Origin of the sequence: Nostoc sp. (genome assembly GCF_036917355.1) — a bacterium.
Lineage (GTDB): Bacteria > Cyanobacteriota > Cyanobacteriia > Cyanobacteriales > Nostocaceae > Nostoc.
This window is the reverse complement of record NZ_JBALDP010000001.1, coordinates 28186-54781: the sequence shown is the minus strand read 5'-3', so window position 1 is coordinate 54781 and position 26596 is coordinate 28186. Positions and strand designations below refer to the sequence as shown.

Below are 26596 nucleotides of genomic sequence, written 5' to 3'. Positions count from 1 at the left end.
CAACTTTAGAAACCAAAGCAAAGCACTAGCTCCCTACATAAATTTTATTTTTACTTTACAAATTAGTCACTCTTACCCACACTAACCCAACTATGCAGACCTTCTTAGACGAAGAAACCAGACGACGCCAATATCAAGCATTTCCCCAAACAGAACCCATCGAACTGTGGAATACTGCTTCAGTTGATGACATTGAAATTGTAATTCGGGCAGTTTATCGGCAAGTGTTGGGTAATGCCTACATCATGGAAAGTGAGCGGCTCATCGTTCCAGAATCCCAACTCAAGCAAGGCATAATCGATGTGCGTGAGTTTGTGCGTCAAGTTGCCAAATCAGAGTTGTATCGCTCTAGATTTTTTGATAATGTTTACCGCTATCGAGCAATTGAACTGAACTTTAAGCACCTGCTGGGTCGCGCTCCCGATGATTACTCCGAAACTAAACATCACAGCAACATTCTAGATGAGGAGGGTTTTGAGGCAGATATTGATTCTTATCTTGATAGCGACGAGTATTTAGATGCCTTTGGCGAGAACATAGTGCCATATTACCGGGGTTATAAAACTCAAACGGGCAAAAAGATATTGGAATTTACCAATATGTTACAATTGCTGCGGAGCAACTCTAGCAGTGATAAGAACTTAGCAACGAATAACGAACCTCAACTGGTGCGATCGCTAATTACCAACGCTCCTTACGGTAGACAGAAACTCACGGATATTAGTGCATTGCTGGCTGAAATATTCAAGCCCAAGCCAGAAACTGCTGCTCCAGTTAATACCTTTATTGCAGCTCCTACAGCAGCCGAAGAAAGCTTGCGGCAAAAGATTAAAGAGCAAGAAAGCCAGATTGCAACTTTGCAACAACAATTAGCAGACTTACGACCATTTGCCAACATCGGCACAACAAAATTTAGTAGTAGTTGGCAGTCTTCTAGTTTACCCACCAGCACAGGTGAATATACATCTTTGCAACAGCAAGCTGACGCCCAAGAAAAACAGATTGCAGCTTTGCAAGAGCAAATTGCTGATTCCCGGCGGTCTGCCACAATTGGAGAAGCTCGGTTGAATAAGTGGCGCAGTCGCGTTTTTAATGGCTAACTTCTCTAATGTTTAGTTTTATTGGGTGGATTAGCCAAGTTTAACTCGCCCATTTTTTCACTACGGACAAATAAACTCTTTAACCCCGATTCGAGAAGCCGCTTGCAAGAAAGGGAGACAAAGCGTAGCTTTAGCGGGGTGGGGTTCTTCAGATTTAATAAGTAATTAAGCGGACAAGCTTTCGATGTAACACTATGGGCAATAGTGTTATATCATGTCCGACTAATTAGTTCTAATTCCTAAATCTATGCAGAAAGCCCAAAAACCCCTCCCCTCTGCACCTCTGCTCCTCTGCGCCTCTGCGGTCTTAATGATAAGTCTTTAACCGGACATGACATGATATTATATCTATCTTTTGCGCTAGTCAGCCAGTCGGTTGCTTGCCAGTGAAAACCGCTAATTGAGCGGCGAAAGCACGCTTGAAGGCGGGCCGCGCTTCGCCACGGGCGACATAGGTAGAGAGATTCGGATAGTCGTCCAGCATACCCAAGTCTTTCAACCTGAGCAGCACTTCCACCATCATCAGGTCGCCTGCGTTGAATGCGCCATCGAGCCAGTCGGCATCTCCAAGGTGACTGGAAAGTTCTGCCAGTCGGTTACGGATGCGACCTTCAAGGACACGCAGGCGCTGCTCGTACCAGGCCCGATCGCGCTCTAAGTACGTGGCGATTTCCCGATCGACGATTGGCGGCTCCATCGTGTTAAGTGCGGCAAATATCCATGCGATCGCTCGCGCTCGACTATTGGCATCGTCTGGCAACAGCCCTGTATGGCGCTCCGCGATATGCAACACGATCGCCCCCGACTCGAACAGGGTGAGATCGCCTTCTTCATAGGTTGGAATTTGCCCGAAAGGATGAAGCGCACGGTGCGCGGGTTGCTTCATCTCACTGAACGAAACAAGACGAACGTTGTAAGGTTGACCCACTTCTTCGAGTGCCCAGCGAACGCGCATGTCACGCGCCAGTCCCTTGCCGCCATCAGGCGACCGTTCAAAGGCGGTAATAGTGGGTGTCATTGTCAGGGTCATGGTGATTTCTCCTTTCGGTCCAATTTTCTGCTTTGGGTGTGCGTTCTGTTATGGTTAGCGTGGGTGGGACTGTCTATGCCTGTTTTATCCTCATTCTGGCAGCTTTACTACCGTCGAGAAAGCGATTGACCATGTGTAGAATTCGTTTTCCGACAGTCAAAAAGAGTACTAATAAGCCGAAAAAAGAACAACCACAATCTGCTTGACCTTTTAGTTTTTCTACTTCCAGATGTGTAACTTGTAAACTTACTACTGCTGGGTCATTTTGCCATGCTTTAGTCTAAACTCCAGTCACTAAAGATTTCCTGATATTTTGCGAGTAAGCTTGAAACAACAAATAATCAGAAAGTGTCTGAATTATTGTTCTAATAGACTTGCAACTTATGAAAAAATCTATAGTTTATCGATACCGTACTTATGGACTAGTTGGGTTAATATCCTTAACCGCTGTATTAAGTACAGCGACATCTGCCTTAACACAATTGGCAAGCGATTCCCCAATTGGGCAAATTCCTATCCCTACTTCTAACTTAATCTGGCCAACTAAAGGGTTTATTTCTCAAGGCTTCCGCAAATATCAACATGAAGGAATTGATATTGCAGGGGCATCTGGAACTCCTGTTATGGCTGCGGCATCCGGTACAGTTGTTAAAGCAGGTTGGGATAATTGGGGATTAGGAAATGCCATAACTATTAAACATCTCGATGGCAGTATTACTGTTTACGGCCACAATCGCCGTTTGTTGGTGAGCAAGGGTCAACAGGTTATTCAAGGTCAAATGATTGCCGAGATGGGATCTACAGGCAATAGTACAGCACCTCATCTGCACTTTGAAGTTCATCCAAATGGTCAAATAGCAGTTGATCCCCTTCATTTGTTGACATCCGTAACTGCAAGTGTTGCCTCCGGTTCTAAAGTTCAGCAAGTGGATAACCCAAACCGCCCAGTCTCGCCATCCTCAGTAGCAAATCAAGTTTTACCCTCACAGCAGCCAATTCCAATAGATTTTGCACCTGTAAGCACTGATACTAAATGCAATGGAATTAGTCTTATTGAAGGTGAGACTGCAAGCTCTCGTGTAAAAGTCTGTGAAGAAAATGGTCAATTATTTTATATTGGGCAATTGAAGCAAGCTCCAAGCAAGCCTATAAAGATAACAGCTTTGAATATTGGTAAAGACAGATATCGAGCAGATAATGGTAGTTTTTATTATTTAGTTACTCCACAAAGAGTTGAAGTTTGGCGAAATGGCAGTCAGATTCATTCTGACAGTTTTTATAGTTTAACGAAATCGCCTTGATATTTTTCTTGATATCCCCCTGCCTGCCAAAGGTTGAGGCAGGGGTGTTACAGCGATTAGTTGAAGAAGAATGCAGAACTCAGAATCGAGATGCTCTCTACGCACCGCGTTTCCCTTTGGGAGAAGAGAAGGCTTTACGCTTCACTATCGGCCAGTTGTACAGAATTCATTCTGACTCCTGACTCCTGAATTCTGTTCGATAAAACTTTCAGTTTAAATACACTTACTAAAAGTTAGGTGTTAACTGAAGCAAGTGGTTGAGAGACATTTGGCACAGAGCCATTATTTAGGATAGGCTGACGAGTTTTCAGATCAAATTTGAAGCCATGTGGCAAAATATGAAGCTTTGCTCCACAAATCGCCAAAGACTCATCCTTCAAAATTTCGCCCATATTGTTATATGTAGCTTCTGATTCATCAACAATCGTAACCGCTCCTTCACCAATTACTTCAATTTGGTTATCTGTCACTACCATAGCGGTATTTTCGTCAATCCCAAATCCTAAGACAGCAGGTTCTAGTATTAAAGCTGAAATCAAGCGTCCCAAGCGTCCACGCTGAGAAAAATGCTGGTCAATTACTACCCCTGGTAAAAATCCCATACCTGGGCCCATTTCAACAGTTTCAATCCGAGGATGTGTTTGCGAATCACCTTCCACAATCATTTTATCTGGCATCACAGCAGCTCCGGCACTTGTGCCTGCTATCACTACACCTTCGGAGAACCGTTGGTGAATTGCCGTATCGATTTCGGTATCCTTGAGGATGCTGGTAATACGAGCTTGGTCTCCCCCTGTAAAAAAGACCCCAGTTGCTTTCTTAATAGCTTCCAATGCGGTAGATGAAGATGCATCTTCACGGGTTTCTGTATCAATAATACGAACAGTTTCGGCTCCCAGGCGCTCAAAGACTCTGATGTAATTTTCTCCCACTTCTCTTGGTAGTTCTGTGGCTGCTGTCAGAATTACAATATATGCCTTTGTACCTCCAGCGCGTCGTACAAAGTCCCGCAAAATTACGGAATCACCCTCTTTATCTTCGGCTCCCCCAATAATTACTAATTGCTTTTTGATATTACTTTCAACCATGATGCCCCCTGGGATTTGAGTTAATAAATTTCACTAAAACATGACAATTCAATGTATCAAATCATCCCTTTGATAGATTACTTGATAAAGTAGGGTTAACATTTGCGATCGCAATTAGACCACAATACTTTTCTGAAAAATTATCTAATTTTCCAATCACTAAATAAAATCTACAACGTCAACTGCCTCTAGAAAATACTTCTAGAGGCATTTTTGGCTATATTACTAATTGTCGATTGGAGATTTATCGGGCGATGTGAGTAATTGGTATTGACCCTAACTAGATGCAAATAGATATCTGATGGCAAGTCCTAATGAACCTGACTTCTGTAAAGCAAGTTAGTTAAGAAAAAACGTGCTTGTTCTAGTGGGAGATGCCTGGGTTTGCCTTGGTAGACAATTTGATACTCATTCATGTCTGCCCCATCTCCATGTCCAGAAATCAGCTTTTGGTGAAAAGCTTCGTCAGCTAGTTCTCGAATTTCATCTCTTAGAGCAGCTTGTGTGCTATTCATACTTTGCTGTCTTTTTATACTGTCTTTTTAATGCCCCACATTTATTATTTATACAATTTTTGGATGAGTGTTGCACCTTTCAAAGGTTATATCTTTGATTATTCATGAGGATGAATTGACTGTTCTTGCTTCCTGGCAGAAGATTGGAAATTTAATTATGCCTTAAGATAGTTAAAAATGCTTAGTAATAGAGTTAGCGTGGGTTCTGATTAGCTCAGTGGCAAAGCCATCACTCTCCAAAATTAACCTGAGTCAATCTACAATCAATAAGTCTGAGTAACTATAACTCAGCATTAAAAATTCAGGGTGTTTAGCCGAAGGTTCGTAATCAATGGTTCTACAAAAAAGCAGTGAATTAGTCCGCATTAATGCTAGAAGAACGGATGTATTCGATATTTTCAACTTCAAGCATTACCTTGGTCCCAACCCTTATTTAAATGTAGGGGCGCTAGTATTTGATTTTGCTCTAATTGACTCTAGAGAGCCTTTGCCCATTGAAGATTATATTGCCAGCATTGGCGATCGCTATCCAAATCTTCGCGATCAAACCTACGAATCTTATGCCCATCTCTTTGCCCAAGTTGTGTCCGAAGCCGCAAAATTGGACATGGATTTACACCTCAACCGCTGGAGTGTGAAGCCATATCCAAATCTCACGCGAATTAGCATTCAATCACTACATGAACGCACAACTAGAGAGGTAATTTACTTTGTTTGGGATTGGTTTGAAGCCATTACCCAAGACGAAGACTTTGCCTTTGATGAGCAATTGGTAAAGTTGCAAGATAGATTTCGCGCATCTGTCTATGGAGGCCCCACGGTTTACGCCCTATTGCGAACAGCTTATGAGAAAGGTATTCCCGCCTTTTATTTGTGGGAAGAAGGATTGATGCAATACGGTTTAGGAAAAAACCATGTCCGGGGGGTAGCAACAACATTTAACTGCGATAGCCATCTAGATTCGGAGTTTACTACCCGCAAAGATGATTGTAAGGCATTTTTGAAAACCTTGGGTTTCCCAGTGCCTGAAGGTAGTATTGTCTTTTCCGAAAAAGAAGCCTTGGCAGCAGCAAGAGAAATTGGCTACCCAGTGGCAGTTAAGCCAGTGGTAGGTCACAAAGGAATTGGCGTTACGGCTGATGTGCAAGACTCAAAAGAACTGATCTCTGCTTATAATCGTTCGCTGGCAGCGATTCCCGAAAATCAGCAAACCCGAATAATTGTTGAGAAAAGCATCTCAGGATCGGATTTTCGTATGTTGTGTGTCAATGGTCGATTCGTCGCCGCCACAGAACGCCGTCCCGCATCAGTTGTGGGTGATGGGTATTTAACGCTTGCAGAGTTAATTCGCCAAGAGAACCGCAAACCTGCACGTTTAGACACGCCAACTTCGCCGATGAGTAAAATTCAGATTGATGAAGCGATGGAACTCTACCTAGAGGAACAGCGTTTATCATTAGACAGCGTGATTGAGAAAGGACGCACTGTTTACCTGCGTAAAGTTGCCAATCTTTCAGCTGGAGGTATGAGCATTGATGCAACCCCGACAGTTCATGATGACAATATTATATTGGCGCAAGATATTGCCCAACATTTCCAACTGACGTGTCTGGGGATTGATGTCATTACCAAAAGTCTTGCAGAATCTTGGAAGTCCAGTAACTTTGCCATCCTGGAAATCAATGCTGCACCAGGCGTTTTAATGCATCTTAAACCTTCTGTTGGTGAAAGTGTTGATGTACCTTCTCATATTTTAGAAACCTTTTTTGAGTCGGGTACAGATGCCAGGATACCAATTGTTACCTTTAACAAAATCTCAGTTGAAGAACTGCAAGCAACGATTGACCATATCCTTTTGCAAAATTCCAACTTGACAATAGGTGCTGTTTGTCGTGATGGCGTTTTTGTGAATCGCTCGAAAAAAGTATTAAGCAAAGATTACAACAGTAATGTCCAAACTTTGCTGCGTCATCCCAAAGTTGATTTGCTAATTGCCGAGTATCCTGAAGAAATCCTCGAAGAACAGGGCATATTTTACCAGAATAGTAATATCGTAGTTTTGGATAATCCCACCGAAACTGAGATGATTTTGGCGCGAGATGTTTTCGATGGTTCGACTGTGGTGATTAGAAAAGGCAAGGATATTTCTATTCGTCGCAAAGGCTTGATTGAAGATTATACTTTGGGCGAAGATGAACCATTTACGCGGGTTTATTTGAAGGAAACCGGAGCGATTTTGGAAGTTAAGTAAATAGGCGCTTTGGAATTGGGGAGTAGGGGAAGCAGGGAAGCAGCACTTCTCTACGAGAGGCTTCTCTTTCAGAGACGCTAACGCGAACGCCAACGGCTACGCTCAGTGACCGAGGAGCAGGGGAGAAGTGGTGGCAAGTCTTTTCTTCCGTTCCTCTTGTGCCTGTGCACAATGCCCCATACCCCATGCCCCAATTTCCAGTTCAAGCTTCCATCCTGGGAAGATTAAAGCTGTTTACGGACGCGATCGCTTCTATTGCTTCTATTATATGGATGGAAGAAACAAGTCAAATCCTCTTGCCTCCTGCCTCCTGCCTTCTGCCTCCTCCCTTGTTTCTTAGAAGAATGCCTGGAGTCAGCTAAACTGAAGAAGAAATTGCTTAAGAAGTTTTAATAATTCTGCCGTTATGAGTACTGATTCACCTGTTAATTCTCCCGAAAAACCTGAATCTACATTCGGGAAGCGTCTGAGAAACTTCTTAATTGTAATGGTAGCGATCGCACTTAGCGTTTCCCTTGTCTTGGGATTGCGAACTGAAACAACCTCGGCAACTCTAGCCAAGTTAAGCGAGACTTCCACACCGTTAGAAGTAGCAATCAGCAACGGCAAACCATCTCTAGTCGAGTTTTATGCTGATTGGTGTACTGTCTGCCAGAAAATGGCACCAGATATCACTCAACTAGAAACAGAGTATGCTAACAAGATGAATTTTGTCATGCTGAATGTAGATAACACAAAGTGGCTGCCGGAAATGCTGAGATTTCGGGTAGATGGGATTCCCCATTTTGTATTTTTGAGTCAGCAAGGAGAAACCGTAGCCCAAGCCATCGGCGATCAACCCCGAACGATTATGGCTAGTAACTTAGAAGCTTTGGTTACTGGTTCCTCTCTCCCTTATGCTCAAGCTAGCGGCAAAGTTTCCAAGTTTTCAGCCCCAGTAGCACCAACGACGAATCAAGACGATCCCCGCAGTCATGGCAGCCAGGTGGTAAATTAAAATAATTCGTAATACTTCGGCTACGCTCAGTACAAGTTCGTAATTCGTAGTTAAAGACTGTTATCTAATGGGATATTCTATGTAAGAGATTGCTGCTTGAGACGCTTTTGAGCATACATTAATTCGTCAGACCTGGCGATTAATTGCTCTAGTGACATATTGCTCTCTGGTGAGTAACGCTCTATGCCGATACTCATAGAAAGTTTATAGCTACGGTTTTGCTGTTGATTAAAGTTAGCGATATTTGTTTGTAGACGCGCTTGGATACTATCAGCGTCCTTAAAGTAGCTAGATATGAAAACAATGAACTCATCCCCACCCAAGCGGGCAACAATATCTGAGTTCCGAAAAGTTTGCTTAAGTAATCGACCAGCATCAATAATCAAGGCATCTCCCATGTCATGACCAAGGGTGTCGTTAATCTGTTTTAGCCCATCTAAATCAATGAACATAACCCAGCAAAACACTTTCATGCGGTGAGCAATTTTCAACTGCTGTGCAGCCATTAGGAAGAAAGCACGTCGGTTATGCAAACCTGTTAGTTCATCGGTCAGCAATAACTGTCTTCCTTCGATCTCTGCTTGTTTGCGGTTGCGAACTTCCTGAATGAGTTCTATTTGAGCGATCGCCTGACGACTTAGGCGGCGCAGTGCATCTAACTGCTGGTAAGTTAGGTGATGAGGAATGGTATCTAGAACACACAACGTCCCAATTGGAAGACCATCGGGCGTAAGTAGAGGGACACCAGCATAAAAACGAATTTTGGGATTACCTTTGACTAAGGGATTGTTATTAAAGCGATCGTCTTTAATGGCGTTGGGAACCACTAATATATCCTCTGGTTGAAGAATGGCATGGGAGCAAAAAGACCCATCTCTGGGTGTTTCGCTATTTTTTAGTCCAACCTTAGATTTAAACCATTGGCGATCGCTATCAACTAAGCTAATTAAAGCAATTGGAGTCTTACAAATGTAGGCAGCAATAGCAGTTAGGTCATCAAAAGCTTGTTCGGGTAGGGTATCTAGAATATTGTAGTCCGCCAGGGCTTTGAGCCTTTCTGCTTCATTGTCAGGTAGAGGAACAGGTTGGGTTTTCACAGATGAGTGTCTAAGCCTTAACCAGGAAAGTCTGGGATGTTGTAAATTTTGGAACAACCGCAGCATTACCTCTCCAGCAACAAAGCTGCGTGACATTAACATCTCTGCAACAAAAATCAACATTCGGTTGAATATACAGAAATATTGTATTACATGATGCGCTTCATGCCTTTGGTTTGCTCTGTTGTTCATGTCACCCTAACTTTCCCTGTGCAAATTCCCTAAGTATCTAGATACTTACAAGGTCTTTTGCCCAAAGGAGGCTTAAAAAATATCAATATTAGCTAAAAATTATCAAAACTTATTATATTGTTAGAGTTCTTAATCATGGATTAATGTTTTTGATACCACTAATTTGTTTATACGTACATAAGTTCCGAGAGTTAAAAATCGGTTTGGGGAACTTTTTCTCACAATTTGCTTGAGCGATGTCTACGACGGGCTACGCCTACGCTTAACTTTGCAGCACAGTTTTGCTCATCTCTGCGCGTATATGCAGAGATAATACCATATCAAGTCCGGGTAATTAGTTATGATTTCCACAGTCATTGCACCCCACCCCTTAATCCCCTCCCCAAAGCATCGGCTACGGTGTACACAAAAGTCTGAAATAGCTGATTAACCAAGCTTTTACCCCACCCTAACCTCCCCTTGCAAAGCAGGGCTGATTCATTCCCCAAAGAGCTTTAAAAATCAAGGGTTCTAGCGATTAAAAATTAGTTATTTTGTTACCGACGTGCCGATGAAACCAACTATTTTACTGATATTTCAGTGCTTAAATGTTCATCTCTTCGTCACGCTTACTTACAATTTTCTCACTAACCATCTTGACAAATCCTGTTTGAAATGGAATGAAACAGCCCTGCCCTTGCAAAGGGGAGGGAACAAAATTTCCTATTTCCCCCCTTTATAAGGCTACGGTGTACACACAAGTCGTGAAATTCCACCTGACACTTGGTTTCGTTCTCTAGCAATAGGATTGTGCGATGGCGTACCCGCTCTTTCCGATGGCGATCGCTCTGTCAGGCTGTCCGCAGCGTTCGCGAATGCGTCTCGTAGAGAGGAGGAACGACGTTCGCAAGTGCCTGTCTAAGACAAGCAATCGCTTTAACTCACGGGATTATGTGATTACTTTGCTCCGTTATCACTGCGCTCCTAATGACAATTTAAGGGGTCTATAACGCCTGAAACCCTTTCAGATAGTACTTGTGTGTACACCGTAGCTTTATAAGGGGGGTAATGAGATGCTAAATTTTGAACACGGTGGAATAATTTTCTTTACCTAGACTAATTTTCAGGATTACATTAAGTTCAAACTACTCTTTATACGACTCCAAAATTCCACTACGAATCATTAGTTGTGGCCAAAACAACACAAAAAATGCCATCCACGTTCCTATTGGGATGGAAACGAGAACTGTTAGCCAGATAGTTTTAAATAGTAACCAGCTACCACCAATTAGTGTTACACCTGTGAGAACTATAGACCAGGGTTGACACCACCAAGGTTTGTAGTTCCAAGGATTTATGGGCTTTTGTTCAGACATTAGTTTTATTTAGTCAAACTCCAAATATTCTTTTAATAATTATGAATTGTTTTGCCAGATTAAGTTTTATCGTACTCTATTTTTCCATAGTCAAGTTTGATAATTCGGTCTGCTAAATGAAAATAGCGATCGTCATGGCTAATCACCAGTACTGTTTTACCACGCGATCGCAGTTCTGGGAGAAGTTGAGTGTAGAATATTTCTTTGAATACTGGATCTTGATCGGCTGCCCACTCATCAAATAGATAAATTGGTCTATCTTCCAAGTAGGCTGTAAGTAAAGCTAGCCGTTTTCGTTGTCCTTGAGAAAGAGCAGTGGTAGAAATTTGTCCATTTTCAACTTTCACCTTATGGTCTAATTGCAGTTGTTTTAAATATTTTCTTGCTTGAGCATCCAAGTGAGAATTTTTTAATCCTAAAAGTTCTTCAAATAAATAAAAGTCGGAAAATACCACGGAAAAATGCTGGCGATACCATTCTCGATTCTCTTCGCTAATTAACTCATCATCAAACCAGATTTCGCCGTTTTCTGGGATATAAAGACCAGTAATTAGTTTGGCTAATGTAGATTTACCGCTACCATTACCGCCGACAATGAAGACTAATTCTTGAGGATAAAGTGTTAGATCGACGGGCCCAAAAATAAAGCTATTGTCTTCTTGCTCTGTATAGTAAGTGTGGGTGACACTTTGAAATTTTAATCTGTGCCAGTCAGATTTCAGAGCAGGTGGAACAGTGGATATTTCAGTTCGACTAGCTAGAGATAAACCCAGTGATTCGATTTTTTGTAAAGCAATGCTAGCTTTGGTTAATAAAGGAAGTTTACTGATGATGTTATCCATCGGTAACACCAAGTAAGTGAAAGTCAAAATGTAGCCAGAGAGAGTTTCGGGATTGATAGCAAGTAGATTAGGTAGGACAAACAGTACAAAACCGAGAGCAAAAAAGAATATAAGTTGACCCCAGCTTGAAGTTATGGCAAAAAGGCTTAGACCATTAACGTTGTGATGACGAAACTCGCTAGCAGTTGATTGTAGTTTCTCTTCTAAAAAGTCTTCACGCCGCTTGTAGTTTAGTTTAAGTTCCTTGACTCCTTCGGTAATGGTACGAAAATGTTTAAATAGATGATCTTCATCTTCACGAGCTAGAGTCAGTAATTGTCCGCCTCTGTTGAGTAGCCACTGACAACTAGCGATCGCAACTACTGAAATCCCACAAACCATCAACAATACTAACCAAGAAAGCCAGGTTATATAGGTTATACAACCCAATACGATCGCTAAATTAATAAAGATAAAAGGCATCTGATAAACAGCATTAGCCACCGCCTGAATATCTTCTGTTAAAGTAGCCAATAATCGAGGATTCCCTAAGCGTTCTAGATGACTCAACTCGGAAGCGAGAATCTGGCGACTTAAACGCATCCGTAATTGCAAGACTGCATTCTGAGAAAGACGAATCAGCATCACTTGAGAAATGATACTGGTAATTAGTGCAACTATTGCCAGCCCCGCAAAACCCCAAATTATCGATGTGAGGCGGGAAGAACTACCGCTACTTGCAGCATGGCTAATTAAGGCAATCAAGCCAGCACTACTACCGCCACTCAAAAATCCGGTAGCGATCGCGATCGCCACCATCCCCCACGAAGAACGCAAAAGAAAGTAAATCAAATTCATGACAAATGCCTATACCCATTTGGACACAACAAAAAATGAAAATCTCTCTTTTTATGTCCCATGCGCGATTTCCATAATTGTTGTTTGCCAACCAATTAAATTTGCATTGCTAGGGTAGATTTTATATTTTACCAGTTAAACACCCCTTCAAATATCACCATAAATCAGGCACAAGGTTAGTAAATGGCAAAGTTTTTCTCAAGGGCTACGCCTACGCCAATTCAATTCTCCGTACATATTAGTTCTAAATAATACCTAAGTTTTTAATAAAACTTATATAATTGAAAAGAGTTTCAAAAAATGAAATTATAAGGAATCTACGTCCATCCTAATAATTACCATTAACTTCACCAAAACAAATAGCACTAATCGATTCAGGAACCCTCGCAAATAAAAACGAAATATTTATGAAAGTTATAGTAACAGGTTCGTTAGGAAACATCAGCAAGCCACTGGCAAAGGAGTTAGTGCAAAAAGGTCATACGGTTACGGTTATCAGCAGCAAGCCGGAAAAGCAAAAAGACATTGAAGCTCTGGGTGGCACCGCTGCCATCGGCTCACTGGAAGACGTTGATTTCCTGGTGTCCACCTTTACTGATGCCGATGCCGTGTATGCTATGGTGCCGCCAAACTACACCGTGCCCGATCCAAGAGAGTATTACCAGAGAACTGGCAGCAACTATGCACAAGCCATTCAACGGTCGAGCGTAAAGTGTGTGGTTCATCTCAGCAGTATGGGCGCGAATTTAGATAAGGGTACCGGATTCATCCTCGGTTCTCACGATGTAGAAGGCATTTTGAATGAGCTGTCAGACGTAGCCATTACGCATCTGCGCCCTGGTTACTTCTACTACAACCTCTACAACTTTGTAGATACGATCAAAGGGCTGGGCTTTATTGGCGCAAACTATGGTGGCGACGACAAGCTTGTAATGGTTGCCCCAAGAGATATTGCCGCTGCCGCTGCGGAAGAAATAGAAACAGCTTCTACTGGCAAGCAAGTGCGGTATGTGGCAAGTGACGAGCATACGGCCAACGAAACCGCTCACATCTTAGGTGCCGCCATTGGCAAGCCGGATTTAAAATGGCTAATCTTGACCGATGAGCAAACACAAAGCGGTTTGGAAGAGAGTGGAATGTCGGCACATATTGCGGCCAACTTTGTTGAAATGGGCACCAGCATTCACAGCGGCGCATCGCGGCAGGATTATGAACTGCATAAGCCAATTGCTATGGGCAAAGTAAAGTTGGAAGATTTTGCAAAGGAATTTGCTGCTGCTTTTTAACAAGGAATTTACGCCCATCCTAATAATTAACGTGAGTTCACCAAAATAACTAGCCCTAACCGATTCAGAAACCCTTGAGGAAGTTATTAATTAGACCTCTTGCAAAAATATGTTTTTGCACTCTTAGGGAAAAGGGTAAAGGTTAAAGGGAAAGGATTTTGAGTTTCTTTACCCTTTCCCCCTTACCCTTTACCCCGACTTTTGCAAGAAGTCTATTGTTTAGTTTGAAAAAAACTTTGCGATTTACTGAAGGTAAGATGGGGCGATTTATAATCGCTAAGACTTTGTTTTGAGCAAAAATACATTTCTAATTCGTTCTGCCTCCTACCTTTCTTTGGTAAGCTAGTTAGAATTACAGCGAATTATGTCAATAAACTGTCAAATTACCTGCTCAGTTTTCCAGGGTGAAATTTGCGATGACTGTGAATTTAAAGTCTTTAGAGAACCAAATTAATGTAGCGGACAATTCTAAAACCGCTTCTGTCACTCAAGGAACCCGCTACGTTCCTTCGCACCATCGACGCATTCTGTGTATTTTTCCCAAGTACAGCCGTTCTTTTGGTACTTTTCATCACGCTTACCCACTTATGGGTAAAGTTCGGGCTTTTATGCCACCCCAAGGTATTTTAATTGTGGCTGCCTACTTACCTAAAGAATGGGAAGTGCGGTTTATTGATGAGAATGTCAAATCAGCAACGCGGGCTGATTATCAATGGGCTGATGTGGTGATTGTGAGTGGAATGCATATCCAGAAACCACAGATTAATCAAATTAACGAACTTGCCCACCGAGCCGGCAAAATCACCGTTGTGGGTGGCCCTTCGGTATCTGGGTGTCCAGAATATTACCCTGATTTTGATATTTTACACTTGGGCGAATTGGGAGATGCTAGCGATCGCATGATCGAATATCTAGACCAAAACTCTCAACGTCCGCAACAACAAATTCGCTTTGAAACCAAGGAACGTTTACCCTTAACAGAGTTTCCCACCCCAGCTTATCATTTGCTGAATATCAATGATTATTTCTTGGCAAATGTCCAGTTTTCTAGCGGTTGCCCTTATCGCTGCGAGTTTTGCGATATTCCCGAACTCTATGGCAACAGTCCTCGGATGAAAACACCAGAGCAAGTAGTCGCCGAGTTAGATGCAATGCGACAATCAGGCAATTTAGGGGCAGTATATTTTGTTGATGATAACTTTGTTGGCGATCGCCGCGCCGCCATGAAGTTACTTCCGCATCTGATTGACTGGCAAAAACGCAATGGCTACCCCATCCAGTTTGCTTGTGAAGCCACGCTCAACTTAGCTCAAAGTCCAAAGCTGCTGGAAATGATGCGCGAAGCTTATTTCTGCACAATCTTTTGCGGCATCGAAACACCGGAACCAAATGCCCTCCATGCGATTTCCAAAGACCAAAATCTGAGTATGCCAATTTTAAAAGCGATTCAGGTTTTAAATAGTTATGGCATGGAAGTAGTATCAGGAATCATCATCGGGTTAGATACAGATACACCAGAAACAGCAGACCGAATTATTGAATTTATGCGGGCATCGCAAATTCCAATGTTGACAATTAACCTGCTTCATGCATTACCGAGAACTCCATTATGGCGGAGATTAGAAGCAGAAGGGCGACTTGTCTATGATGAAAACCGGGAATCAAATGTTGAATTTTTGATGCCTTACGAGCAAGTTGTTGAGATGTGGCGGCGCTGCATTACAACTGCTTATGAGCCGGAATTTTTATATCAGCGATTTGCCTACAACATGGAACACACCTATCCAAATCGCATCGAAGTTCCTAACAGCCCCTCTCGGACTTCTGCGGCTAATATTCGCAAGGGTTTAACTTATTTAACTAATATTTTGGTGCGGATAGGCTTATTTAGTAACTATCGTCAGACTTTCTGGAAAATGGCCAAGCCAGCACTAAAAGCAGGTAATATTGAAAATTTGGTTCACGTTGGACTTGTCGGACACCATTTGATTAAGTTTGCCCAAGATTGTGCCAAAAATGAAGAATCGGCTTCGTTTTATTCCCAAAAAATCGTTACGAAAGTTCGTAGCTAAGGTAACAATTAAAATAAGTTTTGAGAGGTTGAAAGTCTGTTAGAGGTAGATACAGAACTGTAAAAAAGTAACCTTGAAGATACACTAGCGATACTTCCTTGGAAAGACGCGATCGCACTCCTACCTACCTAAGATTGTAAGGGTTGAAAGCCCACAGTCCATGCAATTATTTGGTAGCGATAAAACCATAGCAAGCGAGTGTGGAGCAGTTACATAGGAATTTTTGATGGTTATGAACAGTTCATTGACCCGACCCTTGGCTGTCGTGACAGGTGCCTCTAACGGCATCGGTTATGAACTCGCAAAACAGTTTGCTCAAAACGGCTTCGATCTCCTAGTTACAGCCACCGGATCGAGCATTGACGAAGCGGCTATTGCCTTCGAGGGGCTGGGTGCTAAAGTTGAGACGGTGCAGGCCGATCTGGCTAGCTATGACGGTGTTGAGACACTCTACAACCAGATTAAGGCGACTGGGCGACCAGTAGATGCGATCGCCATCAACGCAGGTGTTGGTGTCGGGGGTGATTTCGCTCGTGAAACCGACCTAAAGGACGAACTCAATCTGATCGATCTAAATGTCGTATCCTCTGTACATCTTGCCAAACGGGTAGTGAAGGATATGGTTGAGCTTGGCAAGGGTCGAATTCTATTCACATCGTCGATTGCTGCCCTGATGCCCGGCCCGTTCGAGACAGTCTACGCTGCCTCCAAGGCTTTTGTGCATTCCTTTTCAGAAGGGTTACGCAACGAGTTGAAGGATACGGGCGTTACCGTCACCGCGCTTATGCCGGGACCCACCGATACCAACTTCTTCCACCGTGCGGGTATGGACGACACAAAAGTGGGCACGGATCAAAAGGACGATCCGGCTGAGGTCGCCAAGCAGGGTTTTGAAGCTTTGATGGCAGGTAAGGATCGCATCATCGCCGGTTCGCTGAAAACGAAGCTTCTGGCGAATGTTAGTAAGGTCTTACCTGATACAGTCAGTGCTGAACAGCACCGCAAGCTGAGTGAGCCGGGGTCAGGCAACAACTAATTTGCTACCTAATCAAGCGAATATGCTCAGTTAGCACTCATTTTAAGCGGGGTGCGATCGCCTGGGCTAACGGACTTGGAAAAAAGAAATTATCCCAAATTATTTGTACATCTGTAGGGACGCACAGCTGTGCGCCCCTACTCACACATTTAGGATGGTTTGACAGTCAAGGAGGATTCATGCAAATTCATCATCTCAATTGCGGCTGTATGTGCCCGATTGGCGGGGCCCTCTTCGATGGCTTCAGTCGCGGCCCGAAGGCTCACCTCGTCTGCCACTGTCTGCTGATCGAGACAGAGCAGGGACTTGTTCTGATTGATACTGGCTTCGGACTGCGCGATATCAACTCGCCTTACTCCCGCCTCAGCCCGTTCTTCATTCATTTCAATGGCGTCCAGTTTGATAAAAAATACACGGCAGTCGATCAAATTGAAAAGTTGGGATTTTCCGCGCGAGATGTGCGTCATATAGTGCTTACCCACCTTGATTTCGATCATGCCGGTGGTCTAGAGGATTTCCCAGAAGCAACCGTACACGTAATGCAGACTGAGATGGAAACCGCCCAGGATCGGCGCGGCTTCATAGCTAGACGCCGCTATCGTCCAGAACAGTGGGATGAGGTTAAGCACTGGAAATACTATTCGGGGGGAGGCGAACCTTGGTTCGGCTTTGAAGCAGTACGTAACCTCGATGGGCTACCGCCAGAAATTCTCCTCATTCCCCTTGTTGGTCACACACGGGGTCATGCTGGTATCGCCATTGATACACCAGAGGGTTGGCTTCTCCACGCAGGTGATGCCTACTTTTATCGGCACGAGATGGACTCAGCCAAAAAAAGCTGCACGCCAGGTTTACGCGCCTACCAATGGATGATGGAAGTGGATCGTCAGGCTCGATTGCTCAATCAAGATCGGCTACGCGCATTATCAAGCGATCGCAATAAAAGTGTACGCCTGTTCTGTAGTCATGATGCTGTCGAGTTCAAAGCATTCGCTGACCAATCTAGCGGCCAAAACTAGAAATTTCATCATTGCAATAATGCTCCTACTTCCTAGTACCATTTCTATAAGCTTTATCAGTCAATCAATACAAGCTACAAAAGCTTGATTATTATTTATTATTAGGAAAAAATCTTGCCCTTGCTTCATATACAAAAGCTCTAGAATTCAGAAATGCCAATGACAGAAGAGGAATAACAATCCTAAATCATTCGTGAAAATCTCTATTTCCATACTCTCTGTGGTCTCTGCGCCTCTGCGGTAGCCTGCGGCAAGCCGCTTCTCTACGTTCCCTGCGGGACGCGAACGCGCAGCGTGTCGCAGACAGACGCTCCGCGAATGCGTCTACGATTAAAAAATATTTTTCGCTAAAGAGAGAGAAATAGAAAATTTAATAAATGATTTAGAACTGCGATCGCATCTGCTGACCTTTACTATAGACAAACAGCGAGCGATCGCAATTAGCGAACATCTGCGGCGACTCAAACTGACACGGTGTACACACTTTATACTTGCTAACAGTTTTTAAGTATTTTTACATAGAAATATACATAAAAATTGGTGGCATGAATCAAAAGCCCTCACCCTAAATCCCTCTTCCAAGTATGGGAGAAGGGTTGAGGTATGTAGCAAGATTCCACAGGGGCAGTCGTTTACTGAATTCGGGTAGTTGTTTAGGAATAAGGATTTATTAACTTCCAGATTTCCTACATAGAAGCATTTCAGTGCCATGCCCCCAGAAAAAAGTTATGAATCTAATTTAATTCTCATTCCTTACTGAATTCGGGCAGTTGTTGATTGAATTCGGACAACCCCCAATAATTTACATAAATCTATTCAATATATTTGTAATAAATAATTCAATTTATACTGGATAATGCGGGTGTCAAGTAACCCTAGTTCTGTTTATCCTAGTGCTGTACAGTCCAGGCTAGAAGTCAGGTTTTATCCTGTATGAAAATGTTGGGTTTTGTTCTTCAACCCAACCTACTAGTCTGTGAATAAATAATTGATGGATAAATTCCCTGTAGAGACGGCGATTTATTGCGTCTCTCTAACCGTCAAAATGAATTTGACAGATCGCTACGTAGTTTATGGTTTTTGGCGCTAACCCAAGCGTATTGTTCTATAAACAGCCTTTTACTTAGCCAATCAGTTTATTCAATTTAGTATTTGTTTGGATATGAGTATGATTTCATTTAGACCTTTGATTTTGATTATAGGCACAAGTATTGGTTTACTGCCTCTGTTGTCTAACTGGTGCGTTCAAGCACAAAATCAATCACAAAAAATTGAGCTAAAAGTTTATAGTGAAAACGAGCAAAAACAAAGCTGTCCAGACAAGGTAATTGTTACTGAAAAACCCCGTCCTTATCAAGAAGGCAGTTTTGCAACAGATGGCTCTATTAACCTGAGTACTTATGCCAGTAATATCTCTGTTCAAACCAGTAATAGCTTTAGTGTTACATGGGTTGGTACACTCAAGCCAAAATATGCTAAATGCTTTGCTTCTGCTGGAATGACTAAGGTTGATGGGCAAGACTACTCTGGAAAGATTAATTATTTACGGATGCACTTTGTTAAAGGTAAAGTTTACTTCATCTTAGATTTGGCTGGCGGCTCTGATGCTAATGATTATCCCCTAGTAGTGCTAAAAAATAGTTTAAAGAATGGCAATCCTAACTGGACTTGGGGTGGAACTGACTAAAGGTAATACTGGAGTCCGGCGATCGCTCATTGTTGAGCAAAAGCTAAGTCACTTTCAATTAACTTGGCATTTGTTAGATTAGCCCCACTCAAATTGCACAAGTGAAACTTTGCCCCTCTTAGGTCTGCTAGTGACAGATTAGCTCCTGTTAAATCTGCACCAGTGAGGTTGACTTCACTTAAGTTAGCATTGCTTAGGTTAGCCCCCTGAAGTGAAGCTCGTTGCAAGTCAGCCTCGCTTAGGTTTGCCCTCATCAAGTATGCTTTACTCAAGTCGGCTCCACTTAAATTCGCTTGAGTTAGGTCTGCTGCTGTTAAATCAGCTTTGCTTAAATTGGCTTGACTTAAGTCCGCCCGACTCAAGGAGGCATAACTTAGGTTAATTTCACTTAGCTTCACTGATGCAAGTACTGCACACCTCAAATTAGCATTAACAAAATTTCTTTCTCCGATTGCATAGCGGCGTAAAATTTCATTAGTTGTTACTCTGTTTAAAACGGCTTTTGATGCGCCTTGATAACACCATGTAGCTTGTAAGAGTTTGGCAGCAGTGTTAACAGCTACCTCATCACTAGAAGCTACAATTACACCATTGCAGCCATCCCATTGACCGTTAAGCATTAGAGCAATCTCATTAGCGGCAGCAATTGAGTCAAATAGTAAAACAGATTCTTTATGCCGTTTTAACCAGTTATTCCAACTAATCGAGAGAATATTTTTCATTTCTATAAATTTTGGCATTTTCAGCCGATTACGGCTCTAACTATCTATTCTGGCTAATAACAATCAGACTGGTATGTGTAACAACCGACCATTACTGTGCGTGCTTAACGAACGCTTGCTAAAAGTTCTCTCTTGAGAAACACTAGTAGTCTGCCAACCCAAAAATGCGCTCGTGAGGACTGGGAAAAGGGTAAGGGATTTAAACCTTTTCCCCCTTCCCCCTTCCCCTTTACCCCGCCAAGTTTCCTTGGCGAACTACTAGGCGGGTATGTCATCATACTTAAATATGTTCTTGTTGGATGCGTAAGCTGTTAATAGTTGCGGTTAAAACTAGGAAAATTGCCAAAACCAATACGGTATTTCTGAGCATTGAGTTATCAAAGTGTTTGAGTGCGATCGCCACCAATGCCCAAACTGTTACTCCTGCATAAGCGATGTCTCGACGCTGGATGACTATAACTACTGCAACTGCTGTTGCTATCAATACCATGATGAGAGTCCAGATTACAGCAGAAATCCCCCAACCGTTCCACCTGTGAAAATCCAAGGCACACGCTACATTGACAATGGTCGCCACGCTAATCCAGCCTAAATAAATGCTAATCGGAAAGTAAATACACCATTTTTTCAGCCGAGGTAGACGCGATTTGCCAATTTCTAACTGCACATAAACACCAATTAGCGGCAACAGAATCAAGAGCATTGCAATGACAGAAAGAGCAAAAAGCCGAGACAGAAACAGATATACCCAAATACTTTGAGCAACACAGGCGATCGCCAACAGATAACCTGTCTTACGTAAATCAGGCTCATATCGTTGATTAGGTAGAGCTTGGTATACCCCAAAAGCAAACAACCCCAGGTAAATCAGCCCCCAGATAGCAAAGGCGTAATTAGCAGGGATAATCAGGACATTTTTAAACAAAGTATTGGAAATTTCTCCGATGCTAAGTCCATTGAGCGGAAAAATGTTCGATACTACGTTGATAAAGAAAGCACCAAAGATTGCAGCCAAAGTAACGAGCTGCCGCCAAAGATCCCGGTAATTGCCTCTTGTGGACTGCTGCATAGGATGTTAACTCATAATCTTTTGTGCTTTCTTTCAGCTTACATCTGAAAAAGAGTGATGCTGCATATAAGCCACAGTCATATCTAGCAAGTTAATCAGGAGTTAAACTAATTATTGACCTCACTGCTTTTAAGATACTGTCCATGCAGCTACTTCAAACTACCGACAAAGATTTTTCTGTCAAATTCAAAACTCTTGTAAGCGATCGCCGGGAAGTTACAGTTGATGTTAGTGGGACAGTACGCGAGATTCTCGCTGATGTCAAAGTGCGTGGTGATGCCGCAGTCAAGGACTATACTAGCCGCTTCGATCGCAACAATCTCCAGTCTTTGCATCTAAGCAAAACCTTTATTGCCGAACACGCGGCACAATGTCCTGCCGATGTCTTGGCGGCGCTGGAATTTGCTGCTGAGAGGATTGTGGCTTTCCATGAAAAACAACTACCACAAGATATTGGCTACACCGATGCAGTGGGGGTGAAACTGGGATTGAATTGGGTAGCGCTGTCGCAAGTGGGAATTTATGTACCAGGGGGACGGGCTAGCTATCCGAGTTCTTTGTTGATGAATGCCTTACCAGCGAAAATTGCTGGTGTTGAAAGAATTGTCATGACAGTACCGATGCCTGGCGGTGAGATTAATCCCGTTGTATTGGCTGCTGCTCAAGTTGCTGGTGTGACAGAAATATATGGCATTGGTGGGGCGCAAGCGATCGCAGCATTAGCTTATGGTACAGAAAGCATTGCCCCAGTGGATAAAATTGTTGGCCCTGGTAATGCTTATGTTGCTGAAGCCAAGCGTCAAGTCTTTGGCACTGTTGGCATTGATAGCATCGCTGGCCCTTCAGAAATTTTAGTGGTAGCCGACGACCAGAACAACCCAGATTGGATTGCCTGGGATTTACTTTCGCAAGCAGAACACGATCCTAGTGCCCAGTCAATCTTAATTACTGATTCCGAAATCTTCGCACAACAAGTAATCAAGGCTGTTGAGAAAATTCTCGCCGATTTGCCTACCAGAAAAGTCGCCAGTGCAAGTTGGCAAAATTATGCAGCCGTAATTCTGGTCAGCGATTTAGCCGAAAGTATACCACTGCTCAATCAACTAGCTCCAGAACATGTGGAATTGTGTGTGGACAACCCGCAACTCCTTGCCGATCAAATTAAGTGCGCTGGGAGCGTGTTTTTAGGACGCTATACTCCAGAAGCAATTGGCGATTATTTAGGAGGCCCCAACCATGTACTGCCAACTGCCCGTTCTGCCCGCTTTGCCTCTGGTTTGAGTGTCTACGACTTTCTCAAACGAATTACTTTTTTAGAATGTGACAAACAATCATTACAGACAATAGGCAAAGCAGCTGTCACCTTAGCAGAGGCAGAAGGTTTGCCAGCCCATGCAGGTAGTGTATCTGTACGCTTGCAATAAAAAGCTGAGATAATTTGTGAATTAGATGATGGTTATTCAAAATTAATTCGTGTACTGACTGCTTGATTGATACAAACTTTTCTGCTTCTTAGATGTTAATGTCCGTCTCAGAATACCTAGACTATTAAAGATAAACTTGGTCATGGGTTTGAGGAATGCGATCGCAGTGGGTAAAATTCACGTGATATTTTATACAACTACTCAATAATGCTGTTCAATCAAAGATGCGAACCCTGTTCCAAATGAATAGCCTTGAGCTTCCAAATCTTTGAGATTTCCGGCTATTTTAATTTTGCGATCGCTGTAGGGTTTTGTCTTGTATGGGGTAATGTTCATTTAAAGCAACCGATAGCGATTTTGATATCACCACAGTACAGCTTGCGGTCTGAGTCTAGATCCCAATGGCGGCGAGATTGCTAGAAACCAACGATCCAAGCCAATTAGACGTACGTGACCTGCCAACAAATGACATCACTTTATTTTCACAGACAGGCTCTTCCCTTGAAGGAACTACAAAACTACAGTTCACTAGGGTAGAACTACCCGCAAACCTAGTAGATACTTCCCAGCTACCTGATACTAGCTGTAACCCAAGAAGCAAGCAACAACAAGCTAGTTCATTTATCATCACTGGACGTGGCGGTTTACCCCGCAACCCCTATAACTTTCTTTCTCCTAATGCAGTTCTGGTAGATTGGGTAACTCTCAATCCCAGCACCAGAAACCGCAAGAGTCCACCTGTTACCATCAAACCTACTACTGCTACGCCAAAACCCATTATAGAAGCTACAGGGTGGATGATAAATGCCAAAGGAGAGTTGGAACTTACAGCGAATACACTTACTAAGCCTCATGGTTTATGGCAGAACCCTGTATCTTGCCGTGCTGCTTATTATCGCTCTTTCATCACTCTCAGAAAACAACAATCGAAGCAGAAAACTGAAACTTTTGTGCTTTTTAGTCTAAAATCCAGATGATAGCGTTGACGCCGTTGCAAAAAAATGGATAAAGTCGAGCTAAGAGCAGGAGGGAGCATCTACATTTGACATTGATTAAAAGGTTCTCGAATAAAATAGAGTGCATCGCGTTTTTGAACTTCCATACCGCCTCTATTCCAGCTTCCCCAACGAGTTATAAATTTTTTCCCACCTACGCGACGTTCAATAGCAACAGTAAAATTATTACGGAGTTCCCGATAACATCCATCCAAATTCGTCAAGGTCAAATCCAGTGCTGGGATATTAAATTTATTCTCCCCTTTATTGACAACAAAGAATCCTTCACTGCCCCGCTCCATTAGTAATACAGTCGGACTATCAATTGCTGCTAAAACATTTTCTTTGGTATTTTTTCCCTGAGTTCCTCGTTGATGCATAATTTGGCGGAATTTGACACCATATTTGATAAAAGCAGCATCTCTATTATCCCAGTTCAGTATTAAAGGAGTGCCACTTTCTCTCGCCAAAATATAGGCTGTTGCAAGGAAAGAGTCAGAAGGATCGCTATAGGGGTTAATCGCATTGGAATTAATCTCGCGGATAGTATCGTGGTTTCTGCCAAAAGTGACACTACGCGGATCGTTTATGGCTGTGGGAACTCGCAGAGAACGCAAATCTCCACCAAAGCTGAAGGCATTTTTCATTGAATTGTAGAGAACAAAATCTGTGACAGCAGCAATCCAGTTATAATTTTCTGCACTGGTGTCGCTATCTGTGATTACCTCAAGATAATTCCATGCTTTTCCTTGACTTTGTCGATCTACATAGCTGATATACTCTTTGACAACATTTGCTGGTATATGCTTGGCAGCATCAAACCGAAATCCATCAATCCCTAAATCTAGCAACTTTTTTAAATGAGCTTTTTGAATTGTTTTAACATTATTGGTAAATCTCAATTCAGGAAGTCCACCTAACCAACAATTAATTTCTGAATCTCTGTTGCCATCACTATAATTAATGTTACAAGATTTTTTACCTGGACGGTTTGAGTCGGAATTAAAGTCATTTATAGAAAGACCTGGAAATTTAGTTAAATCTTCAAATTCATCATTGCCATCTAAATTAGCCATGTGATTGAAAACAACATCAGCAATCACTTTTACGTGACAATTGTGGGCTTGACTAATAAGTTTTTTTAAATTTAAGAGTGAACCTCTACCTTCGATAATGCTGTAGTCTACAGGTTGATAGCGTGCCCACCATTCTGGAGCGGGATTAGATTTTTGGGCTGGAGAAACTTGAATGTGAGAGTATCCTTGCTTCCCTATTTCACAGACAAACTTTTCGATATCAGTGTACTGTTGGTCAAATGCATGAAAAATCGTAGAAGGTTTTTCTCCTGCTGATATTTTAATCGGGTAAATACAAGTTGTGCAGATCGCAACTGCACAGATGAATATAGTTTTTATCAAAGATATTACTCCTAAATCGTATCGTGTTTTATACCAATTTGAAAAAAGAATGCGACAAATAGACCATTTGTAGAGACGCGATGAATCGCGTCTTTAGCCAAGGATGTGTTGCAATCATTAATTGAATTGGTATTACTATGCCATAAAGTTTCCTGGGAAAACCTCAAATTCTTCTCCGTCGATTTCTGCGATCGCTTTTCCCGATAAAATATACATCCATTCTTCCTCACAGAGGTGGGAATGGTAAACAAAAGATTCTTTCCCCGCAGTAATGACAGCAAAATTGCGGTATATAATTACTCATATACGAAGGCAAAAGGTAAGAAACACGATAGTAGTCGCTACAGACTTGAGAGTAGTTGCTCAGTGACTGAGGAGCACAGGGAAAGAGACTATTGCTTTGCTGTGCTACTTAGCATTAGCTTGGCAACATTCTATTAAAGGTTGTTTAGCTAAATTCTCTAAATCTACGGATTTAAGCAGATTCATCCACTCCACCGCTAGAGTTGGATCTTCAGGTTTGCTAAGACGTAATTCAGCCAAAGTAGTCAAGGCATCGTACCAAATACCATTCTCGGCATAAAGGTTTACCCGTTGCTGAGGAGTTGCTTGCTTCAAGCTATCTACTAATTGAGGATTTGGATTGACCCGTTGCACCCATCCTTCCACATACTCTCGTTCTGGAGGCTGTTGGGGATTGCAAATGACTTTTATCTTCAAAAACCAGTGATACATCTTGTCTACTTGCAATGGGGGAATATTTGCGTTTAAGGGAATGCTAATAATTCCTGGTACTTCTGGTATTGTTACTATTGTTCGGTAAAGAGTTTGACTTTGTTCACTTGACTCATCTTTGATAACAAACTCAATGGAATCAATTAGAGATTTTTGATAGGGGACAAAAAACCAAAAAGTTGGATATTCTTCATTTGTCAAACCCCAAACTTTAGTAACAGCAACAGCTTCTGTTTTCCCTTGATTTAATGTCTCTTTATATACAGGTGTCAGTGCAACTATAGACTGATTCCCAACACCACAACCACGACTTGCAGCCCCTCCGCGATCGCCTGCTGCACCCCTGTCTGGAGGAGGCGGAGGAGGCGAAAATTTCTGAGGAGTGGCCGCCGCAACTGGTGTCATCAAAATCATTGGAGAATAGCCGATAATTCCCCACAAAGTCATTCCCAGTGCCGCGATGAATTGTACTTTTTGCCAATAACTTTTCATAAAAGCTCCTAATACTTGCTTGCTGAACGGCGATTT

Annotated in this window: 25 protein-coding genes; 13 read left to right on the top strand and 12 right to left on the bottom strand. The window is 42.6% G+C overall.

Annotation, left to right across the window (positions count from 1 at the left end; translation table 11 throughout):
• Window positions 1-92: 92 nt before the first annotated feature.
• Window positions 93-1100, top strand: coding sequence for a phycobilisome rod-core linker polypeptide (locus V7K53_RS00190; RefSeq protein ID WP_335195699.1), 1008 nt, complete (start codon window positions 93-95; stop codon window positions 1098-1100).
• Window positions 1101-1464: 364 nt separating this feature from the next.
• Here the strand turns inward: V7K53_RS00190 and V7K53_RS00185 are convergent, their stop codons facing one another.
• Complete coding sequence (locus tag V7K53_RS00185) at window positions 1465-2130, bottom strand: glutathione S-transferase family protein (RefSeq protein ID WP_335195698.1); 666 nt, start codon at window positions 2128-2130, stop codon at window positions 1465-1467.
• Window positions 2131-2513: 383 nt separating this feature from the next.
• Between V7K53_RS00185 and V7K53_RS00180 the strand changes: the two genes are divergently transcribed.
• The gene (locus V7K53_RS00180) at window positions 2514-3431 is read left to right on the top strand and encodes a M23 family metallopeptidase (RefSeq protein WP_335195697.1); all 918 of its coding nucleotides are present in this window, start codon (window positions 2514-2516) and stop codon (window positions 3429-3431) included.
• A gap of 233 nt (window positions 3432-3664) precedes the next feature.
• Here the strand turns inward: V7K53_RS00180 and V7K53_RS00175 are convergent, their stop codons facing one another.
• Window positions 3665-4519 carry a cyanophycinase gene (locus tag V7K53_RS00175; RefSeq protein WP_335195696.1) on the bottom strand — a complete coding sequence of 285 codons (855 nt, stop codon included), beginning with the start codon at window positions 4517-4519 and terminating at the stop codon, window positions 3665-3667.
• A gap of 311 nt (window positions 4520-4830) precedes the next feature.
• On the bottom strand, window positions 4831-5034 hold the full coding sequence (locus tag V7K53_RS00170; protein ID WP_335195695.1) for a hypothetical protein: 204 nt from the start codon (window positions 5032-5034) through the stop codon (window positions 4831-4833).
• Between the two features lie 331 nt (window positions 5035-5365).
• Here V7K53_RS00170 and V7K53_RS00165 point away from each other — a divergent pair, with 331 nt between their 5' ends.
• The 3 genes from V7K53_RS00165 (at window position 5366) to V7K53_RS00155 (ending at window position 8282) form a co-directional block, all read left to right on the top strand.
• Window positions 5366-7285 (top strand): ATP-binding protein, encoded by a 1920-nt coding sequence (locus tag V7K53_RS00165; RefSeq protein ID WP_335195694.1) that lies wholly within the window; start codon window positions 5366-5368, stop codon window positions 7283-7285.
• Window positions 7286-7470: 185 nt separating this feature from the next.
• Window positions 7471-7647 (top strand): hypothetical protein, encoded by a 177-nt coding sequence (locus V7K53_RS00160; RefSeq protein ID WP_335195693.1) that lies wholly within the window; start codon window positions 7471-7473, stop codon window positions 7645-7647.
• Window positions 7648-7691: 44 nt separating this feature from the next.
• Window positions 7692-8282: a thioredoxin family protein gene (locus V7K53_RS00155; protein WP_335195692.1), complete on the top strand. Its 591-nt coding sequence runs from the start codon at window positions 7692-7694 to the stop codon at window positions 8280-8282.
• A gap of 77 nt (window positions 8283-8359) precedes the next feature.
• Here V7K53_RS00155 and V7K53_RS00150 read toward each other — a convergent pair whose 3' ends face one another.
• Window positions 8360-9571 carry a sensor domain-containing diguanylate cyclase gene (locus V7K53_RS00150; protein ID WP_335195691.1) on the bottom strand — a complete coding sequence of 404 codons (1212 nt, stop codon included), beginning with the start codon at window positions 9569-9571 and terminating at the stop codon, window positions 8360-8362.
• Between the two features lie 794 nt (window positions 9572-10365).
• Here V7K53_RS00150 and V7K53_RS00145 point away from each other — a divergent pair.
• Entirely contained in the window at window positions 10366-10560 is a 195-nt protein-coding gene (locus V7K53_RS00145; protein WP_335195690.1) for a hypothetical protein, read from the top strand.
• A 135-nt stretch (window positions 10561-10695) separates the two neighbouring features.
• Here V7K53_RS00145 and V7K53_RS00140 read toward each other — a convergent pair whose 3' ends face one another.
• A complete protein-coding gene (locus V7K53_RS00140; protein WP_099099524.1) occupies window positions 10696-10926 on the bottom strand; it encodes a DUF6737 family protein in 231 nt (76 codons plus the stop codon).
• A gap of 59 nt (window positions 10927-10985) precedes the next feature.
• Window positions 10986-12605 carry a cyclic peptide export ABC transporter gene (locus V7K53_RS00135; protein ID WP_335195689.1) on the bottom strand — a complete coding sequence of 540 codons (1620 nt, stop codon included), beginning with the start codon at window positions 12603-12605 and terminating at the stop codon, window positions 10986-10988.
• A gap of 407 nt (window positions 12606-13012) precedes the next feature.
• Between V7K53_RS00135 and V7K53_RS00130 the strand changes: the two genes are divergently transcribed.
• The 5 genes from V7K53_RS00130 to V7K53_RS00110 all read left to right on the top strand — a co-directional run bounded on the left by V7K53_RS00130 (window position 13013) and on the right by V7K53_RS00110 (window position 19705).
• Window positions 13013-13891 carry an NAD(P)H-binding protein gene (locus tag V7K53_RS00130; RefSeq protein WP_335195688.1) on the top strand — a complete coding sequence of 293 codons (879 nt, stop codon included), beginning with the start codon at window positions 13013-13015 and terminating at the stop codon, window positions 13889-13891.
• Window positions 13892-14307: 416 nt separating this feature from the next.
• Window positions 14308-15963, top strand: a complete 1656-nt coding sequence (locus V7K53_RS00125) for a B12-binding domain-containing radical SAM protein (RefSeq protein ID WP_335195687.1) — start codon at window positions 14308-14310, stop codon at window positions 15961-15963.
• A gap of 226 nt (window positions 15964-16189) precedes the next feature.
• The gene (locus V7K53_RS00120) at window positions 16190-16999 is read left to right on the top strand and encodes an SDR family NAD(P)-dependent oxidoreductase (RefSeq protein WP_335195686.1); all 810 of its coding nucleotides are present in this window, start codon (window positions 16190-16192) and stop codon (window positions 16997-16999) included.
• A gap of 179 nt (window positions 17000-17178) precedes the next feature.
• Entirely contained in the window at window positions 17179-18018 is an 840-nt protein-coding gene (locus V7K53_RS00115) for an MBL fold metallo-hydrolase (protein WP_335195685.1), read from the top strand.
• 1168 nt (window positions 18019-19186) lie between these two features.
• Window positions 19187-19705 (top strand): hypothetical protein, encoded by a 519-nt coding sequence (locus V7K53_RS00110; protein WP_335195684.1) that lies wholly within the window; start codon window positions 19187-19189, stop codon window positions 19703-19705.
• A 26-nt stretch (window positions 19706-19731) separates the two neighbouring features.
• Here the strand turns inward: V7K53_RS00110 and V7K53_RS00105 are convergent, their stop codons facing one another.
• A complete protein-coding gene (locus V7K53_RS00105) occupies window positions 19732-20445 on the bottom strand; it encodes a pentapeptide repeat-containing protein (RefSeq protein ID WP_335195683.1) in 714 nt (237 codons plus the stop codon).
• A gap of 262 nt (window positions 20446-20707) precedes the next feature.
• On the bottom strand, window positions 20708-21496 hold the full coding sequence (locus V7K53_RS00100; protein WP_335195682.1) for a tryptophan-rich sensory protein: 789 nt from the start codon (window positions 21494-21496) through the stop codon (window positions 20708-20710).
• A 143-nt stretch (window positions 21497-21639) separates the two neighbouring features.
• Here V7K53_RS00100 and hisD point away from each other — a divergent pair, with 143 nt between their 5' ends.
• Window positions 21640-22920, top strand: coding sequence for a histidinol dehydrogenase (gene hisD / locus V7K53_RS00095; RefSeq protein ID WP_335195681.1), 1281 nt, complete (start codon window positions 21640-21642; stop codon window positions 22918-22920).
• 201 nt (window positions 22921-23121) lie between these two features.
• Here the strand turns inward: hisD and V7K53_RS00090 are convergent, their stop codons facing one another.
• Window positions 23122-23256 (bottom strand): hypothetical protein, encoded by a 135-nt coding sequence (locus tag V7K53_RS00090; RefSeq protein ID WP_335195680.1) that lies wholly within the window; start codon window positions 23254-23256, stop codon window positions 23122-23124.
• Between the two features lie 65 nt (window positions 23257-23321).
• Here V7K53_RS00090 and V7K53_RS00085 point away from each other — a divergent pair, with 65 nt between their 5' ends.
• A complete protein-coding gene (locus V7K53_RS00085; RefSeq protein ID WP_335195679.1) occupies window positions 23322-23897 on the top strand; it encodes an S-layer family protein in 576 nt (191 codons plus the stop codon).
• A 59-nt stretch (window positions 23898-23956) separates the two neighbouring features.
• Here the strand turns inward: V7K53_RS00085 and V7K53_RS00080 are convergent, their stop codons facing one another.
• The 3 genes from V7K53_RS00080 to V7K53_RS00070 form a co-directional block, all read right to left on the bottom strand.
• Window positions 23957-25333: an alpha-amylase family glycosyl hydrolase gene (locus tag V7K53_RS00080; protein ID WP_335195678.1), complete on the bottom strand. Its 1377-nt coding sequence runs from the start codon at window positions 25331-25333 to the stop codon at window positions 23957-23959.
• 11 nt (window positions 25334-25344) lie between these two features.
• Window positions 25345-25584: a hypothetical protein gene (locus V7K53_RS00075; protein ID WP_335195677.1), complete on the bottom strand. Its 240-nt coding sequence runs from the start codon at window positions 25582-25584 to the stop codon at window positions 25345-25347.
• 157 nt (window positions 25585-25741) lie between these two features.
• Window positions 25742-26560, bottom strand: a complete 819-nt coding sequence (locus V7K53_RS00070; RefSeq protein ID WP_335195676.1) for a DUF928 domain-containing protein — start codon at window positions 26558-26560, stop codon at window positions 25742-25744.
• Window positions 26561-26596 lie beyond the last annotated feature (36 nt).

What these genes read in the sequence shown, in the direction of transcription:
- V7K53_RS00190 (WP_335195699.1), top strand. Translation starts at nt 93, where the DNA reads ATGCAGACCTTCTTAGACGAAGAAACCAGACGACGCCAATATCAAGCA.
- V7K53_RS00185 (WP_335195698.1), bottom strand. Translation starts at nt 2,130, where the DNA reads ATGACCCTGACAATGACACCCACTATTACCGCCTTTGAACGGTCGCCT.
- V7K53_RS00180 (WP_335195697.1), top strand. Translation starts at nt 2,514, where the DNA reads ATGAAAAAATCTATAGTTTATCGATACCGTACTTATGGACTAGTTGGG.
- V7K53_RS00175 (WP_335195696.1), bottom strand. Translation starts at nt 4,519, where the DNA reads ATGGTTGAAAGTAATATCAAAAAGCAATTAGTAATTATTGGGGGAGCC.
- V7K53_RS00170 (WP_335195695.1), bottom strand. Translation starts at nt 5,034, where the DNA reads ATGAATAGCACACAAGCTGCTCTAAGAGATGAAATTCGAGAACTAGCT.
- V7K53_RS00165 (WP_335195694.1), top strand. Translation starts at nt 5,366, where the DNA reads ATGGTTCTACAAAAAAGCAGTGAATTAGTCCGCATTAATGCTAGAAGA.
- V7K53_RS00160 (WP_335195693.1), top strand. Translation starts at nt 7,471, where the DNA reads ATGCCCCAATTTCCAGTTCAAGCTTCCATCCTGGGAAGATTAAAGCTG.
- V7K53_RS00155 (WP_335195692.1), top strand. Translation starts at nt 7,692, where the DNA reads ATGAGTACTGATTCACCTGTTAATTCTCCCGAAAAACCTGAATCTACA.
- V7K53_RS00150 (WP_335195691.1), bottom strand. Translation starts at nt 9,571, where the DNA reads ATGAACAACAGAGCAAACCAAAGGCATGAAGCGCATCATGTAATACAA.
- V7K53_RS00145 (WP_335195690.1), top strand. Translation starts at nt 10,366, where the DNA reads ATGGCGTACCCGCTCTTTCCGATGGCGATCGCTCTGTCAGGCTGTCCG.
- V7K53_RS00140 (WP_099099524.1), bottom strand. Translation starts at nt 10,926, where the DNA reads ATGTCTGAACAAAAGCCCATAAATCCTTGGAACTACAAACCTTGGTGG.
- V7K53_RS00135 (WP_335195689.1), bottom strand. Translation starts at nt 12,605, where the DNA reads ATGAATTTGATTTACTTTCTTTTGCGTTCTTCGTGGGGGATGGTGGCG.
- V7K53_RS00130 (WP_335195688.1), top strand. Translation starts at nt 13,013, where the DNA reads ATGAAAGTTATAGTAACAGGTTCGTTAGGAAACATCAGCAAGCCACTG.
- V7K53_RS00125 (WP_335195687.1), top strand. Translation starts at nt 14,308, where the DNA reads ATGACTGTGAATTTAAAGTCTTTAGAGAACCAAATTAATGTAGCGGAC.
- V7K53_RS00120 (WP_335195686.1), top strand. Translation starts at nt 16,190, where the DNA reads ATGGTTATGAACAGTTCATTGACCCGACCCTTGGCTGTCGTGACAGGT.
- V7K53_RS00115 (WP_335195685.1), top strand. Translation starts at nt 17,179, where the DNA reads ATGCAAATTCATCATCTCAATTGCGGCTGTATGTGCCCGATTGGCGGG.
- V7K53_RS00110 (WP_335195684.1), top strand. Translation starts at nt 19,187, where the DNA reads ATGATTTCATTTAGACCTTTGATTTTGATTATAGGCACAAGTATTGGT.
- V7K53_RS00105 (WP_335195683.1), bottom strand. Translation starts at nt 20,445, where the DNA reads ATGCCAAAATTTATAGAAATGAAAAATATTCTCTCGATTAGTTGGAAT.
- V7K53_RS00100 (WP_335195682.1), bottom strand. Translation starts at nt 21,496, where the DNA reads ATGCAGCAGTCCACAAGAGGCAATTACCGGGATCTTTGGCGGCAGCTC.
- hisD (WP_335195681.1), top strand. Translation starts at nt 21,640, where the DNA reads ATGCAGCTACTTCAAACTACCGACAAAGATTTTTCTGTCAAATTCAAA.
- V7K53_RS00090 (WP_335195680.1), bottom strand. Translation starts at nt 23,256, where the DNA reads ATGAACATTACCCCATACAAGACAAAACCCTACAGCGATCGCAAAATT.
- V7K53_RS00085 (WP_335195679.1), top strand. Translation starts at nt 23,322, where the DNA reads ATGGCGGCGAGATTGCTAGAAACCAACGATCCAAGCCAATTAGACGTA.
- V7K53_RS00070 (WP_335195676.1), bottom strand. Translation starts at nt 26,560, where the DNA reads ATGAAAAGTTATTGGCAAAAAGTACAATTCATCGCGGCACTGGGAATG.